This is a genomic window from Streptomyces sp. Ag109_O5-10 (assembly GCF_900105755.1).
In the GTDB taxonomy this organism is placed as follows: domain Bacteria; phylum Actinomycetota; class Actinomycetes; order Streptomycetales; family Streptomycetaceae; genus Streptomyces.
Genome location: NZ_FNTQ01000001.1, coordinates 5094957 through 5109931, shown reverse-complemented (window position 1 = coordinate 5109931; position 14975 = coordinate 5094957). Strand labels below are relative to the sequence as shown.

Annotated in this window: 12 protein-coding genes; 7 read left to right on the top strand and 5 right to left on the bottom strand. The window is 72.6% G+C overall.

Annotated features, from left to right (window positions below; genetic code table 11):
* Window positions 1–31: 31 nt before the first annotated feature.
* Entirely contained in the window at window positions 32–961 is a 930-nt protein-coding gene (locus BLW82_RS23430) for a 1-phosphofructokinase family hexose kinase (protein ID WP_093501440.1), read from the top strand.
* Here the strand turns inward: BLW82_RS23430 and BLW82_RS23425 are convergent.
* Window positions 958–1911: a carbohydrate-binding protein gene (locus BLW82_RS23425; RefSeq protein ID WP_093501438.1), complete on the bottom strand. Its 954-nt coding sequence runs from the start codon at window positions 1909–1911 to the stop codon at window positions 958–960. The genes BLW82_RS23430 and BLW82_RS23425 overlap by 4 nt on opposite strands.
* 117 nt (window positions 1912–2028) lie before the next feature.
* Complete coding sequence (gene cdgB, locus BLW82_RS23420; RefSeq protein WP_093501436.1) at window positions 2029–3693, bottom strand: diguanylate cyclase CdgB; 1665 nt, start codon at window positions 3691–3693, stop codon at window positions 2029–2031.
* A 326-nt stretch (window positions 3694–4019) separates the two neighbouring features.
* Between cdgB and BLW82_RS23415 the strand changes: the two genes are divergently transcribed.
* Both BLW82_RS23415 and BLW82_RS23410 read left to right on the top strand, forming a co-directional pair.
* On the top strand, window positions 4020–4592 hold the full coding sequence (locus BLW82_RS23415) for a flavin reductase family protein (protein WP_093501434.1): 573 nt from the start codon (window positions 4020–4022) through the stop codon (window positions 4590–4592).
* A 65-nt stretch (window positions 4593–4657) separates the two neighbouring features.
* Entirely contained in the window at window positions 4658–5122 is a 465-nt protein-coding gene (locus BLW82_RS23410) for a GNAT family N-acetyltransferase (protein ID WP_093501432.1), read from the top strand.
* A gap of 304 nt (window positions 5123–5426) precedes the next feature.
* Here BLW82_RS23410 and arfB read toward each other — a convergent pair whose 3' ends face one another.
* On the bottom strand, window positions 5427–5855 hold the full coding sequence (gene arfB / locus BLW82_RS23405; RefSeq protein WP_093501431.1) for an alternative ribosome rescue aminoacyl-tRNA hydrolase ArfB: 429 nt from the start codon (window positions 5853–5855) through the stop codon (window positions 5427–5429).
* A gap of 184 nt (window positions 5856–6039) precedes the next feature.
* On the opposite strand from arfB, the gene BLW82_RS23400 reads away from it, so the two are divergent.
* Window positions 6040–6615, top strand: a complete 576-nt coding sequence (locus BLW82_RS23400) for a TerD family protein (protein ID WP_093501429.1) — start codon at window positions 6040–6042, stop codon at window positions 6613–6615.
* A 50-nt stretch (window positions 6616–6665) separates the two neighbouring features.
* Here the strand turns inward: BLW82_RS23400 and BLW82_RS23395 are convergent, their stop codons facing one another.
* On the bottom strand, window positions 6666–6953 hold the full coding sequence (locus tag BLW82_RS23395; RefSeq protein ID WP_093501428.1) for a DUF397 domain-containing protein: 288 nt from the start codon (window positions 6951–6953) through the stop codon (window positions 6666–6668).
* 117 nt (window positions 6954–7070) lie between these two features.
* Here BLW82_RS23395 and BLW82_RS23390 point away from each other — a divergent pair, with 117 nt between their 5' ends.
* Window positions 7071–7598, top strand: coding sequence for a GNAT family N-acetyltransferase (locus tag BLW82_RS23390; RefSeq protein WP_093501426.1), 528 nt, complete (start codon window positions 7071–7073; stop codon window positions 7596–7598).
* 4 nt (window positions 7599–7602) lie between these two features.
* Here the strand turns inward: BLW82_RS23390 and BLW82_RS23385 are convergent, their stop codons facing one another.
* Window positions 7603–9003 (bottom strand): M1 family metallopeptidase, encoded by a 1401-nt coding sequence (locus BLW82_RS23385; protein ID WP_093501424.1) that lies wholly within the window; start codon window positions 9001–9003, stop codon window positions 7603–7605.
* 78 nt (window positions 9004–9081) lie between these two features.
* Here BLW82_RS23385 and BLW82_RS23380 point away from each other — a divergent pair, with 78 nt between their 5' ends.
* Together BLW82_RS23380 and BLW82_RS23375 are read left to right on the top strand one after the other, a co-directional pair.
* A complete protein-coding gene (locus BLW82_RS23380; protein ID WP_093501422.1) occupies window positions 9082–9582 on the top strand; it encodes a hypothetical protein in 501 nt (166 codons plus the stop codon).
* Window positions 9583–9699: 117 nt separating this feature from the next.
* Window positions 9700–14886: a hypothetical protein gene (locus BLW82_RS23375; protein ID WP_256215925.1), complete on the top strand. Its 5187-nt coding sequence runs from the start codon at window positions 9700–9702 to the stop codon at window positions 14884–14886.
* Window positions 14887–14975: the final 89 nt, after the last annotated feature.

Sequence of the window (14975 nt, the reverse complement as noted above, 5' to 3'; positions counted from 1 at the left end):
TGGCACGGGCATGCACGAGGGAGGTCGCCCGGTGATTCTCACCGTCACCCTGAACACCGCTCTCGACATCACCTACCGGGTCGGCGCCCTGCGCCCGCACACCTCGCACCGCGTCTCGGACGTGACCGAACGGCCGGGCGGCAAGGGGGTCAACGTCGCCCGGGTGCTGGCCGCGCTCGGCCACGAGACGACGGTGACGGGATTCGCGGGCGGGGCCACCGGCCGGGCGGTACGGGAACGCCTCGCGGACGCCCCTGGCGTGCGGGACGCACTCCTCCCGGTCGCCGGCCCGACCCGTCGCACCATAGCCGTCGTGGACGAACTGACGGGCGACACGACCCAGTTGAACGAACCCGGGCCGCAGATAGCCCCGGCCGAGTGGGGCGCCTTCCTCGACCGCTACGAGGAACTGCTCGGCGGAGCCGCGGCGGTGGCCCTGTGCGGCAGCCTGCCGCCCGGGGTCCCGGTGGGCGCGTACGCCGGCCTGATCAAGGCGGCCCGCTCCGTCGGCGTCCCCGTCCTCCTCGACACCAGCGGTGAGCCGCTGCGGCGCGGGGTCGCGGCCCGGCCGGACCTGGTCAAGCCGAACGCCGACGAACTGGCCGAACTCACCGGCTCCCACGAACCGGCCCGCGCCACCCAGGACGCCCGCCGCCGGGGCGCTCGCACGGTGGTCGCCTCCCTGGGCGCGCAGGGCCTGCTGGCCCTCACCCCGGAGGGCCGCTGGCGCGCCACCCCGCCCACCCGGGAACACGGCAACCCGACCGGCGCCGGCGACTCCGTGACCGCCGCCCTCCTCTCCGGCCTGATCGAACAACTCCCCTGGCCGGACCGCCTGACCCGCGCAGTGGCCCTGTCAGCGGCGACGGTACGGGCCGCGGCGGCCGGGGAGTTCGACCGCATGGCGTACGAGAAGCTGCTCGGCCAGGTCGCGGTGACCGGTGGGCCTGCGGCCGGTTAGTCCTTGTTCGTGTGCTTGCCCTGCCTGAGCCACATCTGGTCCAGCAGGACGTCGCACTTGTCGCCGCTCTGGCAGGACAGGGAGATGACGTTGGTGCCCTTGGTGAGGGTGGGGTACGTGTAGCTGGTCGTCCAGGCCTTGGTCGGGTCGCTCTGGCCCGTGTAGTTGTTCAGGGGGAACTTGCTGCCGAACGTCTTGCCGTTGATGGACAGCGTCATGCTCTGGTCCTGTACGGCGCTGTAGTGCGCGTAGACGGTGTAGAGGCCGTCCGACGGGATGCCGTCGACCGTCCAGGTGACGCCGGCGCCTGTCTGGCTGAAGTTGGTGACATAGATGCCGCCCTGGGACTTCGCGCCCTTGACGTCCGAGGCCGTGCTCGCGCCGCCGTCCAGGTGGAAGGTCTTCGCGTCGACCGGCGCGACGTCGCCCGACGCCGACACCGAGCTCGTGCTCGACGGGCTCGGGGACGCGCTCTGCGACTGGGTCGGGGAGGTGGAGGCGTCGCCGCCTGCCTTGTTGTCGTCGCCGTTGCCGTTCATCATCGCGACGCTGATGCCGATGACGACGGCGGCGACGACGGCGACGGCGCCGATGAGGAGGCCCTTGGTGTTGGGGCCGCGGCCGCGGCCTGCGGGCGGCATGGGCGTGCGGGTGGTGGGGGCGCCGCCCGGGAGGGTCTCCGGGGCCTGGTAGGCAGCGGCCGGCTGCTGGCCGTAGCCGGCACCGGGCTGCTGCGGAATGGTCTGGCCGCCGTACTGCGGCTGCGGTGCCTGCTGCTGGCCGCCGTACGTACGCTCGCCGACCGAGCGCACCCTGCTGACCTGATGCGGGTAGCCGTAGCCACCGCCGCCGGACGGCGGCTGGGCCCCTCTGGCCTGACCATCGGCGTACAGATAGCCGAACGGGTCGTCGTCCTCGGGCGTGCTCGCGCCGTTGTCGCCGGGCGTCATCCCTTGGTACTCCTCAACAGGTGCGGGCGGATGCGTACAGGTATTGAGAGTCGAGCCTACCCGGTCTGACTGAGCCAAACGGGTGACTCGGATCGCATCAGCACGATGACCTGCGGATCATCCGGCCCGGCGATGTGCTTTGGGACGAGATCGTTTCTCTACGTACATCCGCTCGTCGGCGGATTTCAGGACTTCGTCCGCCGTCATGCCGCAGTGCGCCCACCCGATGCCGAAACTGGCGCCCACCCGGACGGCCCGGCCCTCGGCGCGGATCGGCTGGATGATCTCGTTGCGCAGGCGTACGGCCAGGTCCTGGGCGTCGGCCTTGCCCAGCCCGTCGGCGAGGATCACGAACTCGTCGCCGCCGAGGCGGGCCACGGTGTCGCCGTCCCGGACGCCCCGGGTGAGCCTGCGGGCGACCTCGATGAGGACGGCGTCGCCCGCGTTGTGGCCGAACCGGTCGTTGATCGACTTGAAGCCGTCGAGGTCGCAGAAGAGCACCGCGAGCCCCTTGGCGCCGTCGTCGCGGCCCTCCTCGGGGGCGACGGTGTGCACGTGGTGGTCGTAGCCGCCGTCGTACGACTGTGTTCCGCCCGCCGTGCCGGCGAAGTCGAAGCCGTGGCCGTTGACGTCGAAGGCGGGGTGGCCGTAGGCCGCGTCCAGGGACTCCAGCTCCCCGGCGTGACCGGCGCGCCGGCAGAGCCGGGAGGAGAGCCGGGAGCGCAGCTCCGCGGAGTTCGGGAGACCGGTGAGGGAGTCGTGGGAGGCGCGGTGGGCGAGCTGGAGCTCGCGGCGCTTGCGCTCCTCTATGTCCTCGACGTGGGTGAGGAGGAAGCGGGGGCCGTCGGCCGCGTCGGCGACGACGGAGTTGCGGAGCGAGACCCAGACGTAGGTGCCGTCACGGCGGCCGAGGCGGAGCTCGGCGCGGCCGCCCTCCGCGGAGGTGCGGAGCAGGGTGCCGATGTCCTCGGGGTGGACCAGGTCGGAGAAGGAGTAGCGGCGCATCGCGGAGGCGGGGCGGCCCAGCAGGCGGCACAGGGCGTCGTTGCTGCGCAGTATTCGGCCGTGCTGGTCGCCGCCCATCTCGGCTATCGCCATGCCGGAGGGGGCGTACTCGAAGGCCTGCCGGAAGCTCTCCTCGCTGGCCCGCAGCGCCTGCTGCTCGCGCTCCAGGCGGACCAGGGCGCGCTGCATGTTCGCGCGCAGCCGGGCGTTGCTGATCGCGATCGCGGCCTGGAAGGCGTACATCTGCAGGGCCTCGCGGCCCCAGGCGCCCGGGTGGCGGCCGTTGCGCGGGCGGTCGACGGAGATCACGCCGAGCAGTTCGCCGCAGGAGCTGCCCGATATGCCGGGCGTGTACATGGGCGCGAAGAGCCGGTCGGAGGGGTGCCACTCGTCCTCGAAGCGCGGCGCGGGGCCGTCGGTGTACCACTGCGGGACGTCGTCGTCGTCGAGGATCCAGCCCTCGGTGTGCGGTATGAAGACGAGGTCGCCCCAGTTCTCGCCCATGTTCAGCCGCCGCTCCCAGGAGTCGCGGGAGCCGACGCGGCCGGTGATCAGGGCCTCGGCGGCGGAGTTGCCGGAGAAGGCGGCGACCACGAGGTCGCCGTCGGGGCGCACGAGGTTGACGCACGCCATCTCGTACCCGAGAGCGGTGATCACGCCGTCGGCGACGGTCTGCAGTGTGTCCGCCAGGCTGCGGGCCGTGTTCATGTCGGCCATGACCTGGTGCAGCTGTCGCAGGGACGCAAGACGGACGTAGGGCTCCGACTCGGTCTCCATGCTCGCCCTCCCCCCGAGACCTCGCAGCGAATCAAGGGTCTGCTTCGGCGCTACTTTTCCCCGCCACTGAATCACAGCGCGCTGCCCACTCGGTACACAGGGTCAACAATTAATGCCCCTTGTGACTCAAGTCACAGGAGAACGTGAGCAATTGCGTGGAGTTTCCGCGTTTTCCCTGTGTCTTTGCCGAACACAGTCTTTGCGGGTGTGCGCACATGACGCACGTTACGGGTTTTCACCGCAGCGCACCCCGCCCTTGGTCCTAGGACCCGGCTCGGGCCGATGGCCGATGCGGCCGCGCCGGGTCCGACACTAGCGTTTCCGGCGTGCTGAAGACTCCCTCCCCCACCGCCGCAGAAGCCACCGGGCATGCTGTGGGGGTGAGCAACGAAGCGTTCAAGGCCGCCCTCTCCCGGCTCGCCGCCGGCGTGGTCCTGGTGACCGCGCAGGAGGCGTCGCTGGATCCGGACGACCCGCTGGCGCCGGCCGGCGAGGACGTCGGCATGACCGCCACCGCGTTCATGTCGGTGTCGCTCGACCCACCGTTGGTGCTGGTCAGCCTGCGTGAGGGCTCCCGGATGGACGACCTCCTGGACGAGCAGCCGCAGTGGGCGGTCTCCGTGCTCACCGAGAGCCAGCGCCACATCGCCGGCCGCTTCGCGATGAAGGGCCGCATCAGCGACCGGCTGCTCTTCGAGGACATCCCGTACGTCCGCGGCCGGACCAGCGGCGCCCCGCTGGTCGGCGGTGCCCTCGCGACCCTGGAGTGCCGCACCGAACAGCGCGTCGCGGCCGGCGACCACACCCTCGTCATCGGCCGCGTCCTCACCGCCGAACTGCCGAGCACGGAAGGCGGACCCCTGGTGTATTTCCGGGGGCGCTACCGGCAGCTGGGATGAAACCGCGCGGTCTGTTTTCGTAAATTCGGTGCGCGGTTACTGAACGCCCCTTCTAGAGTGCGCGGATGCCCTTCGCACCCCGCCTCGAAGAAGTGACGACCGCGAATTTGGCGGCGGCACTCCGCATTCGCGTCCGGCCCGGCCAGGAACAGAACGTGGAACCGGTCGCCGAGTCCCTCGCCGAGGCGTACGTCCATCCGGCGGGGGACGCCTGGCCGCGTCTGATCGTCGACGGAGACCGCACGGTCGGCTTCCTGATGGCCTTCCTCGACATCGACTGGCGCGCCGACGGCACCCTCTTCCGCTCCGGCCTGTGGCGCCTCACCGTCGACGCGGCGGAACAGGGCAGGGGCTACGGCCGGTTCGCGGTCGAGGCGGTGGCCGCCGAGATCCGCCGCCGGGGCGGCAGGGAGATGTACGTCACCTGGCACGCGGGACCGGACGGCCCCGAGGAGTTCTACCTGCGGCTGGGCTTCCGGAGGACCGGTGAGACGAGCGGGGACCAGCCCGTCGGGGTGCTGGTCCTCTGACCCGGTCCGGGTGCCGGGGTCGGCCGGCATCTCCGCGGCGAGCCGCCGTTCCCCTTCGAGGGACCGGAAGAGAACGGCCGACGGCCGGCCCAGCGAGGCGGTCAGGTCGTTCTGGGTCCGCTCCGACGGCCGGCGGGTGGTCAGCTGATACATGCTCAGGCCCCACAGGCCCGCGCCGCCGAACGCGACGCCCAGGCCTTCGTTCCCGCCTGCGCACGCCGGCCGGGGGAACGGCTGCGCCACGGCGCCTTCCGAGGTTTCGGCCGGAGAGCCGCGGCACGGCGCGAGGGGCGCTGAAGGGGCGTTACGACCAGTCGCGGCCGGTCCGCCCCCGCTTGGTATCCGACCGCTGCTTCTTCTCCCGGAGCCGGCGCTCGTTGATCCCGCGCGGAATCCGGGTCGGCCTGCGCGGCTTGGGCGGCGGCGCGGTGGCCTCCGCGAGGAGTGCGGCGAGACGTACGGCGGCGGTCTCGCGGTTGCGCCACTGCGAACGGTGCTCGGACGCCCGTACGACAATCACCCCGTCGACGAGCCGCCCCGCCAGCCGCTCCAGCGCCCGCTCCTTCCACACCGGCGGCAGCGCCTCGGTGTTCGCGAGGTCGAAGCGGAGCTCCACCTGCGAGTCGCTGGTGTTGACGTGCTGGCCGCCCGGCCCGGAGGACCGCGAGAAACGCCAGTTGAGCTCGGCCTCGGGGAGCGAGACGGAGCCGCGGATGACGTAAGGACCGGACATACCCCTATGGTCGCGCGCCTGACCGGCGCACGTCACGCGAATATCGCTCCTCACCCGCTTGGTAAAGAAAGTAAAGCAACGTGGAACCTTCGGTACCCCTCGTGGCGTTCATACGGGTAGCTGTAGCTTCAAGCCCGTACGCGCCGCACGGTCGTACGCGAAACGAGGGAAAGGACTCCCGACCATGGCTGTAAGCCTCTCCAAGGGTGGCAACGTCTCGCTCACCAAGGAGGCTCCGGGCCTGACCGCCGTCACCGTGGGCCTCGGCTGGGACGTCCGCACCACCACCGGCACGGACTTCGACCTGGACGCCTCGGCCATCGCGGTCAACGCGCAGGGCAAGGTCTACTCCGACGCCCACTTCGTCTTCTTCAACAACAAGCAGACCCCGGACAACACGATCGTCCACACCGGCGACAACCGCACGGGCGAGGGCGCCGGCGACGACGAGGCGATCAACGTCAACCTCGCCGCCCTCCCCGCCGACATCGACAAGATCGTCTTCCCGGTCTCCATCTACGACGCGGAGACCCGCTCGCAGAACTTCGGCCAGGTCCGCAACGCCTACATCCGCATCGTCAACCAGGCCGGCGGTGCCGAGATCGCCCGCTACGACCTCTCCGAGGACGCGGCGACGGAGACGGCCATGGTCTTCGGCGAGCTGTACCGCAACGGCGCGGAGTGGAAGTTCCGCGCGGTCGGCCAGGGCTACGCGTCCGGCCTGGTCGGCATCGCCCAGGACTTCGGCGTCAACGTCTGACAGACGCCAACCCCCGGCCGCGCGGGCGCGGCCGGGGGCCCGGCGCCGGATCAGTGCGCCGACGCGTAGGACACGAAGGCCGCCCAGGCGGAGGGGGCGAGCCGGGGGCCGGGGGTGGCGGGCGGGGGTGTGTGGGGGTACTTGGAGTCGCGGATGTGGATGGTGGTGGGGGTGGGGGCTATTTCCAGGCAGGACTCGCCGTCGTTGCCGTCGCTGTAGCTGCTCTTGAACCAGGTCAGGGCGACCTCGACGCAGCTGTCGCCCTCAGGGCCGTCGCTGTAGCCGCTCTTGAACCACGCCAGGTTGGAGGAGTTGCAGGCCGAGGTCTCGTGGATCATGTTTCTCCCAGCAGTTGCTCGATCTCGCCGACAGCACGGCGGGAGTCCCGCTGGGACGCCCCGGAGACCCGCGCGACATCACGATGATCATCGGACGGGCGGGGATAGGTTGCCCGCATGATCCTCCAGCCCCTGTCCGTGCGGCCCGGTGACGACATCCCGGGACCGGTGCTCACCGAGATCACCGCCCTGTACGCCTCGAACCGCGCCTTCTTCGCGCTCAGCGGGGACTTCCCGGACCCGGACGACGTGCGGCCCGAGCAGGTGGCGCGGGCGCTGGCGGACGAGCTGACGCATCCGGACGGGGAGGTGCTGCTCGCCCGCAGCGAGGGGCGGCTGGTCGGCATCGCGGTCACCCTCGCCCGGCATCCGGACCCGGCCGACCCGGACCCGTGGATCGGGCTGCTGATGGTGGACGCGGGGGTGCGGGGGCAGGGGCACGGCCGTCGGATCGCGACCGCCGTCGAGGACCGCTTCCGGGCCGAGGGCCGTACGGCGGTCCGGCTCGCCGTGCTGGAGAACAACCCCGACGGGCTCGCCTTCTGGACCGCCCTCGGCTACGAGGTGATCGGTCACCGCCCGGACCGGGAGCACGGCCGCCCGTGCGCCGTCCTGCGCAGGGAACTGGGCCGCGTGGACGCCTGACGCGCTAGGGATGCGCCGGCTTCCCGTCGCCGTACAGCCAGTCCTTCCAGATCGCGTCGAAGTTCCTGCCCGGCGCCATCTTCTCCACGTACGCGGTGAACTCGGCGGTGTCCGCGTTGCCGTGGCGGTGGGTGGCCGCCCAGCCCCGGAGGATGGCATAGAACCTGTCGTCGCCGACCGTCTGTCGGATCTTGTGCAGGACCATCGCGCCCCATTCGTACACCGGCCGCTCCGAGATGTGGGCGGCGCCCGGCGGTTTCCCCGGGGGGAACCCCCAGAGGGTCGCGTCGTCCTTGGGGGTCGCGTAGACCCTGTCGAATATCTGCTGCGCGGTCTGGCCGCCGTGGTCCTCCTGCCACAGCCACCCTGCGTAGGTCGCGAAGCCCTCGTTGAGCCACATGTCCCGCCAGTTCTTCGGGGTGACGGAGTCGCCGTACCACTGGTGGGACAGTTCGTGGACGAGGGTGTGGAGTTCCGGAGCACCGGGGAAGACCGGCCGGTTCTGGGTCTCCAGCGCGTACCCGGCGTCTCCCGGCCGGTCGACGATCGCGCCGGTGGAGGAGAGGGGGTAGGGACCGAAGGTCTGCTGCTCCCACGCGATGATCTCCGGGATCCTCGCGAGCACGATCTTGCTCGCGGCGGCCTGCGTGGGGTCCACGGCGACGTACACCGGCAGACCGTCCGAGGTGGTGGTCCGGGTGATCGTGAAGTGGCCGATGGCGACCGTGGCGAGGTAGCTCGCCATCGGCTCCGCGCAGTGCCAGACGAAGGCGGTCCGGTCGCCGTCGGTCGTCTCGCTCTTCAACTCGCCGTTGGAGACGGCCTGGAGGCCCTTGGGCACGGTGATCGTGATGTCGTACGACGCCTTGTCCGAGGGAAGGTCGTTGTCGGGGAACCAGGCCATGGAGCCGACGGGTTCACCGAGGGCCAGCGCGCCGTCCGCGGTGCGCAGCCAGCCCTCCTTGGAACCGTCGGGGTCGGTGATCGTCTCCGGGCTGCCCGAGTAGCGCACGGTGGTGGCGAAGGTCGCGCCCTTCTTCAGGTCGCCGTGCGGGCGGATCGTCAGCTCCTGGCCGGCGCGGTTCCAGCGGGCCTTCTTGCCCCCGACGGTGACCGTGTCGACGTCCAGCCCCTTCAGGTCGAGGTCGAAGGCGGTCAGGTTCTGGGTGGCGCGGGCGGTGATGACGGCGGTCCCGGTGAGGTGCCGGGTTCCCGGGTCGTAGGCGAGGGTGAGGCCGTAGTGGCGCACGTCGTAGCCACCGTTCCCCGCCTTCGGGAAGTACGGGTCGTGGAGGCCCGCGCCGCCGGGGGTGCCGTGGACTCCGCCGCTCGCGGTGAGCGTGAGGGTGATGGAGAGGATGAGCGCGCCTGCGGCGACCGACAAAACGCGTACACGTCTGGACACGCGATCGATCCTAATGAGGCCGGGGCGGTTCCCTCAGGCCGATGAGGCGGATGGTTCCGGCCGTGACACCATCGGCACGTGCTCGACATCGGCTATGCCCTTTCCAACCGCTTTCCCGACCCGCCCCAGACGGACTACCGCCGCGTGGACGTCCACGCGCTGCGTCACGACCTGTTCTGCGGGGACGTCTACCTCGCCGACACCAAGGCGGACCGGGAACTGTCCACAGCCTGGGGATGGGTGCCGGTGCTGGACTTCGCGTGGGCGCTGTGCGACATCGTGGAGCGGCTGGACCGGGATCCGGCGGGGTCCCGGGCCGCCCGGCCCCAGCACGCGGAACTCGACTTCACCGAGTCCACCGACCGCATGCTCTTCGAGCGCCGCTTCGGCTGGGTGGACATCGAGGCCGACTGGATGCCGGGCGAGGAACCGCCCCTCACCTTCTCCCACACCGAACTGCGCCGCGAGGCACGCGACTTCCTGCACGACCTGATCGCCGACCTCACCGACCTGCACGAGGACCTGGCGGACAACCCGGCGATCTGGACGCTCCAGGCCCGTTTCCCGAGGGTCCCGTAACCGTTCCGGCAGGTTGAACGACCGTACGGTGTACGCAAGTTGACCACCTGCCGAGGCGACGGTGACAAGTGGTGCGGAGGGGCTTTCCGCCGCCCCGGCCACGCCTACGTTGACTCCGTGCGGACGCAGCAGAAGGCAGGCGACGGCGGAAAGGACGCCTCTTCCGAGGCCTCCCGGGCCCCGGCCACCGCCGCGCCCGTCGACTCCACCGTGCCGGTCGGACCCCCGGAACACGCGATGCGCGCCCTCCAGGGGAGGGCGGGGAACACGGCCGCCACGCTGGCCCTGCGGAACGCGAAGGGCAAGGGCGTCGCGCGGCCCCCCGCGGTCCGCAGCCGGCCGGTGGCACCCGTGGCGACCGTCGAGGAGGAGAACACCGCACCCGGCCTCGTACTGCCCCCGTACCTGAGGGACTTCCAGGCCGCCGGGCTGTCCACGGCGTACGGACCGACCGGGCACGAGTTCGTCCGGAACGCGGTGGCCGCCGTCGTCGGGCACGGCGACGGCACGGTCGCCGAGATCGGCGCCGAACTCGCCGGCCGCCCCGAGTCGTTCTACGGGCAGGGCCGCGCCTTCGCCGTCAAGGGCGGGACCGGCAAGGAGTGGTACGACGTCACCGTCACCGTCTCCCGGGCCCCCGACGACCGGCCGCCCGTCTTCCACCCCACGGACCTGCTCACGAACACCGTGCCGGACCCCGACGGGGCGCCGGTCGCCGCGGTGGACGACGCCGAGGGCAAGGACACCAAGGTCGACGTCCAGCACAACACCGCCACCACCGTCGCGACCACCGCGAGCGGCAGTGCCGGCAAGGGCGCCGGCGGCATGGCCTTCGGGCTCGCGCCCGTCGCACCGGGGCTCTGGCTGGGCGGCGCCGGCCTGCTCAACGCGCAGCCCTGGCAGTCCTCCCGGGAGTCCCGCAGCCAGCGCAACGTGGCCGAACCCCGGGTGCTGCGCAGCGAGAAGGGCTCGGTCGAGGCACCACGCAAGGTGCGGTACGGCGTCCGGATCAAGAAGCAGGGCGCCCAGCACGCGCAGACCTTCCAGGGCTCGGGCACCCTCACCCAGCGCGTGCCCACCGAGCACCTGGTCCCGGCCGGCACCGAGGCCCCCGCCGCTCCGGAGGGCGTCGGCGCGGACACCGCCAGGCGCGTCTCACTCGCCGACTCCATGGCCCCGGTCGCGGTCACCGACACCGCCGCCCCGCACCAGGGCGGCGGCGGGCTCTTCGACGCGGTCGCCACCGTCCTGCACCCCTCGCTCACCGCCCCCGGCGCCCCCGGCCGCTCCCGCCTCTACGAGGCCACCTCCACCGCGACCGTCCTGGAGGACCTGCCCCGCCTGCTGCGCGACGGCGTCACCGGCGAGGACCTCGCCTCCAAGGACGGCAACAGCGTCGGCAGCTACCGCCTGCACGCCGAGATCACCGGCCTGTCCCCCGCCTGGGGCACCGGCGGGACCCAGCTGCGCACCCACCAGCAGACCCAGCACACGGTCACCGACAGTGCCGGCAAGGGACGCGCCCTCACCGGCGGCCTGGGCCCGGCCATCGGCGTCGGCGCGGTCGGCAACGCCGCCGTCCTGCGAGGTACGGCCATGCCGGTCGCGGCGGCCCGCAAGGCGCGGTTCACCGTGGCCGAGCAGACCGTCTCCAGCCGCCAGGGCGCGGAGGTGCGCGGCGACAAGGTGCTCTACCTCGCGACCGTCCAGTTCACCGCGGAGGGCACCGGACCGCGCTCGGCACAGATGGTCCTGCGCCCCGGGACCCGGGTCGCCCGGCACGCGATGCGGGTGTGGATGAGCCTGCGGGCCGACGAGGCACAGTCGCTGGGGCTGCCGCTGCCGCCCGGCACCGAGGCCGGGGAGTTCATCAAGAAGCCGAAGCGGACCGACGAGGACGGCAACGAGGTCGACGTCGAACGGCACCTCCCGTTCGGCGCCATGGGCTCCAGCGTCACCCTCAGCCGGCTCGACACCCGGCCCATGCTCCGGGCCGTGCAGGAGCTGTTCGCGACCGACCCCCAACTGGCCGGCTACCTGCCCTCCTTCGGCACCGACACGCGCCCCACCCCGCCGTCCGGGGAGGAGGCCGCGCTCCAGCGGCGCAACCACCGCGAGCTGACGGCCGCCCTGTCCGAGACCAACCTGCGGGTCAACAAGGACCAGCTGACCACGACCGGCATCCGGGTGCGGCTGCGCCGCAAGACCACCCTGCACTCCCACGACGTACAGATCCGCGTCCGCGGACAGCTCCGCGAGACCGGCTACCTCGGCGACACCGACGACTGGCTGGTCCGCAGCCACTCCGGCGTCACCGGCACCACACAGAGCGGGCGGGGCAGTTCGCGCTCCATCGGCGGTCTGGTGCTCGGGCAGGCCAGGATCGTCCCCGGCGTCCTGACCGGCTCGGCCCGCTACGAGCGGCACAGCACCGGAACCCGCCGCAACCAGGCCGGCCCCACCACCCGCACGGACGTCCTCACCAACGGTTCCGAGCAGGCCGGCACCTTCGGGGCGGCCCTGCGCCTCGACGTCGACGTCACCATGACCTCCCGGCAGCGCAAGCTGGGCCGCGCCCTCACCCCCGGCCTGCCGGGGCAGCACTCGCCCGAGGCGAGACACGTGGCGGACCTGCACCTGGACGAGCAGGACGTACGGCTGGTCACGCCGGCCGAGTTCACCCTCGACGAGGAGGGCAAGCGGCGCCAGGACGCGGTGGGCGACCGGCGCCGGGGCCAGGCACCGCGCCCCGAATACGCCGTCACCGCCGAGGGCATCGGCGACCTGGCCGGCCTCGTGCCCCGGCCGACGGTCGGGCATGCGCTGCGGGACTGGCAGCTGGTGGAGACGGTCGGCGACGGCCAGGCCGTCCGGGACCTCGCCTTCCAGCTGCTGTCCAGGGCCGCCGCCCGCAACAAGGGCGTCCGCGAGGATCCCGCGCTGCAGACGGAGGGGCTCGCGCCACGGCTGGCGATCGAGGAGCGGTTCGGGCCGCAGGCCATCACGGCCTCGCTGCGGCAGGCCGCGTCCTCCGGGTGGGTGGTGAAGAACCTGCGCCATCCGCGCCGGCTCGCCGCGCTGAACGGGGCCGTCGGCACCCGGCTCACGCTGGCCAACCCGAAGTTCCTGCACCGGGGCGCGGGCCCCGGCACGGAGACCTTCGTGCTCGGCGGCCACCAGGCGGCCGGCCAGGAGGGGCAGGGCACCACCAGCACCTGGCAGTTCGGCGCCACCGGCTCGGAGAACGACGCCGAGTGGCGGCTCGGCCAGGGCCTGTCCGGGAACCGCACCACCAACCAGGGCGACACCCGGTCCGCGGCACTGTCCGGCACGGTCGAGCGCAACGCCCACACCCCGAAGAAGGCGCCGCTCTACCTGGTCCAGTGCGACCTGCTCGTCACCATGGTCGCCGAGGTCAAGGTCACCGGCGGCGGCCCCTACGTGGCGAGTGCCGCCCGCACCCTGCCGGCCGAGGCGGCGGTGTGGCTGACGGAGGCGCAACTGCCGGCGGCGATCCGCAGACAGCTGAAGCTCGACCCCGAACCGGACCTGATGACGTCGCCCCGTCAGCCGGGCCGAAACCCGGCGGAGACCTCCCGGCCGGCCGAGAACTCCCGGCCGGCCGAGAGCTCCCGGGCGGATGCCGAGCGCGAGGGCCGGGAGCAGGCGCGCGCCACGGACACCGCCGGGTCCTCGACCTCCGCGCCGCCGCGCACCGGCCCGTCCTTCGCCCGCACGCTGCCCCTCGGCTTCGGCATGGTCGAGGACCTGCCGAACTTCGTGCCGCTGCTGGCCCGGCTGCGCACCCGCCTCGCGGAGAGCGGGCAGCAGAGCCTCGCCGAGGACCTGCTGCCCCGGCAGCAACTGGCGGACCGCAACGACAACGTGCAGCGCCTGCTGCGCGTCCTGGACCGCGACGGCAGCGCGGGACTGCTGTCCGGGGCGATGGACGGCGGAGTCACCGTCGAGCTGTTCGACGGCCGCAGGACGCCGTACTGGGCGGTGTTCAAGGTCAACCGGCCGGCCGACGGCAGCTACGACGGCGCGGCGGACGACGGCAGGGACATGGAGTACATCACCGCGGCCGTCGCCCAGCAGGCCGCCACCCACGACGAGGGCGTGTCGTACGGCCTGGAGGGGATCTTCGCCGGCTCCGGCAAGCCGGACGGCGGAGCCGGCCAGCTGAAGAGCACCGGCGGCGCGGCGGGCCTCGGCGTCGGCACGGGCGGCTCGCGGCGCTCCGGCACGGCCGGCCGCGGCCAGCTCGGCATGAAGACGGTCGCCGAGGCGAAGACCGCGAAGTCGTCGAAGATGCGGGTACCGGTCGAGGCCACCCTCGAACTGCACCGCGGCGACCGCCGGCTGGCGCTGGCCTCGCTGGGCCGCCAGTCGGTGACCCACCGCGTTTTGGACCAGGACCTCGCCGCCCTCGGCCGGCTGACCGCGCCCCGCCGCCAGCCGGTGGCCCCGGCTCCGGGACCCGGGGACGGCCGCCCGGCCGCCCTCGGCGCCTGGCGCGCCGGCGGTGTGCGGCTGCCGATGGAGGCGCAGGTGAACGGCTTCCAGGGGGCACCGCAGGTGCGGGAGCTGGTCGGCTCCGCGGTCCGGGAGGCGGGCGGCGGCGACCGCTTCCGGTCCAAGGGCCAGGCCGCCGCGTACACCCTCCAGGAGGCCGTCTCCACCGAGTGGCTGATCGCCGCGCTGCCGCTGCTGACCTCGGCCGGGGCGGAGCTGCCGCCGGTGCACGCCACCGGGGTGGAGGGCCAGGACCTGCGGGCGTCGGTGCACGCGCGGCTGCGGGACGGGCGGGTGCTGGGCGTCGGCGACAAGATGACCTTCGAGACGGTGGGTCAGAGCCGCCTGGACGCGCCCCGGCCCACCCAGACGGACGGCCTGAGCGCGGCCGACCACGGCCGGTCGGCACGCGGCCTCGCGGGCGCGGGGCTGCTCAACGCCGACGAGTTCCGCCTCAACCAGCTGATGGGCAACGCCGGTGGCGCGGGCGGCGCGGCCGACACCGCGGTGAACGCGTCCGGGTCGATGCCGTTGCACAAGCCCAAGTCCGCCGCGGTCCTGGTGCAGTTCACGCTGGACGTGCGAGTGGTGGCGAGGGTGACCAACCGCGTCCGCTCCGGCCGCACCGGGACCGCCGTGCGGGAGCTGACCCTGCCGCGGCCGGTGGTGGTCCGGATGCCGGAGGCGGCGGTCCGCCGCATGCTCGCCGCGCAGCCGGACCGGCTCCAGGACCCGGACGACCGTCTGGGGCTGCGGAAGAAGGCGGCGCCTGTGCCTCCGGCGAGCTGAGCTTCCGGCGGTTCGTCTGCTGCCGGCCGGTGGAGGCTGGTCGCGCAGTCCCTCCCCCCGGCCTTCGGCCGGGGGGACCCCCAGCGCAC